The organism is Psychrobacter sp. SHUES1 (assembly GCF_001652315.1).
GTDB classification, from domain to species: domain Bacteria; phylum Pseudomonadota; class Gammaproteobacteria; order Pseudomonadales; family Moraxellaceae; genus Psychrobacter; species Psychrobacter faecalis.
The window spans coordinates 1-2864 of sequence record NZ_LXWA01000110.1; the positions used below are offsets into that span (position 1 = coordinate 1).

Genomic DNA, 2864 nt, shown 5'->3' on the forward strand with positions numbered 1-2864 from the left:
ATTGATTTAGGTTGCAGGGACTCAGCAACGACAAGTAATGGTGAGGTACTAAAAACCAAAGTCACCCAGCAATACGCTAAAAAACTAGGCATTGCTCAGCGGGCTAAAAACAAACAAAGCGTTAAGGCGATTCACGCCAAGATTAAAAATACACGCCAAGACTTGATTCATAAATTTACCACCAACCTTACCAAGACTAATAAAATAATCATCATTGGCAAACTTCAATCAAAATCATTCATTAGGGGCAAACTCGCCAAGTCCGTCTATCAAAACCGCGAAAGAGGACTCCATCCGACATTAGGATGGAGGTGAATTTCGCATAATTCTTAGTTTTTACATAGATGCCTCATTAAAATTGTATCAAACACCCTAAATTATTGATACAATAATTAAGTATTATTATATTTATGAACTCACTAAGCGCCTTCCATGAAAATCAACAAAGCGTATAAATTTAGGCTTGAGCCTAATGCAGAACAAGGGGTTATGTTGACTCAGCTTGTCGGTTCTGCGCGGTTGGTTTGGAATCAAATTTTGGCCGCCTCATTCGAGATGTTTGCTAAAGGCGAGTTTATTAATGTGACCAATTTGGTCAATAAAATAACGGGATTAAAGAACAATCCTGAATTTGCCTACCTGAAAACCTGCTCTAATGCCGTATCCTTGCAACAAAAAATTCGTGACTTAGCATCGGCTTGGGCGCGGTTCTTTGATCCAAAAGTCCATGCAAGGTACAAAGAAAATAAAAAGAAATCTCGTAAACCTAAATTCTTTAAACTGGCCGATGGCACCGAAATACAGCGCCGACCTTTGATGCCGCAGTGGAAGCGCAAATCCGATCAGAACGACTCCATGCGCTTGGTGCAATTTGACAAATACTGCAAGGTTCAAGGCAATCGAGTGAAACTGCCTAATGGTGTTGGCTTTGTAAAATTCAGAAAGTCCCAAGACATCATCGGCACCATCAAAAACGTCACCATCAGCAAAAAATCAGGGCGCTGGTACGTGTCTTTTGGCACGGAGCGGGAGTTGGAACAAAACCCAATTCATCCCTCGAAAAGCGCCGTAGGGATTGATTTAGGCATCACCAAACTGATTACCACCTCAGATGGTCAATACATCAAACCCAAAAACAGCTTTAAAACCAATCAGGTCAAACTGGCCAAGCTGCAACGGCAGTTGAGCCGCAAGGTTATGTTTAGCCAAAACTGGAAAAAGCAAAACAGCAAGATTCAAAAATTACACCATCACATCGCCAATATTCGCCATGACTACTTGCACAAAATCACCACCACAATCAGCAAAAACCACGCCATGATTGCCTGTGAGGATTTAAAAGTCGCCAATATGTCGAAGTCTGCCAGTGGTTCGATGGAGAAAAAAGGAAAAAACGTCAAAGCCAAGTCAGGATTGAACAAATCCATTTTAGATCAAGGTTGGGGCATGATGATTGATATGCTGGAGTACAAGCAGCAGTGGCGCGGTGGTTTACTTGTCAAAGTCAATCCACGATACACCAGCCAAACCTGCTCTGAATGCCAACATATCGCCAAAGAAAATAGACAATCTCAGTCCAAGTTTGAGTGCGTCAAATGTATGTATGTTGCGAACGCTGATGTCAATGCGGCTCGTAACATATTAGCGGCAGGACATGCCGTGTTGTCTGCGGAGGGAAGATGCGGTAAAGGTCGCCCGATGAAACAGAAAACGTGCAACCCTCGTGAGAAGGTCGCCTAAGAGCTAACGCTTTTAGAATCCCCCACTTGAGCTTGGCGAAAGTGGTGGGAGTATGTCAAAAAGGCTGGATTTTTGGTAATGAGAAGCAAAGACAGTGGACGCAAGTCATTATGGGTCGCAAGTATAAATTTCAAAATCCATTGCGGCAAAATTATTTGCATATAAAAACGCTGTCTGATTTATTAGAACTGGAGATGAGTTATTTCCATTCGATGATTGCCTTTATCGGCGAGTGTGAGCTTAAAACTCGCGATGAACTACCTGAGCATGTATTGACGAGCGGCATGGCATCTTATATTAAGAAAAAACAAGATAAAATGCTTACCGATGAAGAAGTCAAAGCCATTGTTGAGCAAATTGAAAACAATCGATTTAGCAAGTCTTGGCGTACTAACAGAGCGCATAAAGCCTATTTAAAAGAGAAGCATAATCCGTCAAACAAGCAAGCTAGTGATAAACCAAATGCTAAGTCAGTTACTATATCAGCGAATCAGCCTGCGCCTGAATTAATAGTAAAACAACCTCCTAAAAAGACCATTCTTCAAAGCAGAGAAGTACTGCGATGGTCTGGGCAAACGGAAGTTGAAGCGAGCGACGCTCCGTTTTTCCCTTCTAGCAATGTTCTGCCTATCTCTCAACTGATTAATGATGATTCTGTCTTTATTACCCCATTTGAGGTTTTGGAATCAGAGCCGAAGATAGAGAAAGCTGCTACTAAGGAGCCTTCTATTATCGAGCAAGTTGAAGCGTCAATCATTTCTGATAATACTCCCGCTTGCCCGAAGTTTAATAGTGAGATGGTCAAGCGCGTTGCTAAAAAAGGTCAGCAGCAAGGTCAGCCCTTTTTTGGTTGCAGTCAATTTCCTAAGTGTCGCGGTGTGGTGAATATTAATTAGGTGATATTAGGGCGTGTATAGAATTCAAATGAGTGGCAACCAGATAAAGACACAAGCAAGCATTATCGCTGCTGCATAGCTATCTTTGAGCTTATCATATCGCGTGGCAATGCCCCTAAAATGTTTCAACCTAGCAAAAGCGTTTTCTACCAAGTGACGGCAACGATACAAATACCAGTCTAGTGTGTCATTGTTGCTGTTTTTAGAGTTCGACTTAACGGGTATGAC

Annotated in this window: 3 protein-coding genes and 1 pseudogene; 3 read left to right on the forward strand and 1 reads right to left on the reverse strand. The window is 42.0% G+C overall.

Annotation, left to right across the window (positions count from 1 at the left end):
* From A7325_RS13885 to A7325_RS12960, 3 genes and pseudogenes are all read left to right on the forward strand, one after another.
* Positions 1-315 (forward strand): annotated as a pseudogene (locus A7325_RS13885) (hypothetical protein); the annotation flags it as partial.
* Positions 316-432: 117 nt separating this feature from the next.
* A complete protein-coding gene (locus A7325_RS12955; RefSeq protein WP_068408793.1) occupies positions 433-1740 on the forward strand; it encodes an RNA-guided endonuclease InsQ/TnpB family protein in 1308 nt (435 codons plus the stop codon).
* Positions 1741-1784: 44 nt separating this feature from the next.
* The gene (locus tag A7325_RS12960; protein ID WP_227515024.1) at positions 1785-2636 is read left to right on the forward strand and encodes an NERD domain-containing protein; all 852 of its coding nucleotides are present in this window, start codon (positions 1785-1787) and stop codon (positions 2634-2636) included.
* A 24-nt stretch (positions 2637-2660) separates the two neighbouring features.
* On the opposite strand, the gene A7325_RS13620 is transcribed toward A7325_RS12960, so the two are convergent.
* Positions 2661-2864: transposase (locus A7325_RS13620; RefSeq protein WP_156508561.1), on the reverse strand; the 204-nt coding region annotated here is incomplete at its 5' end.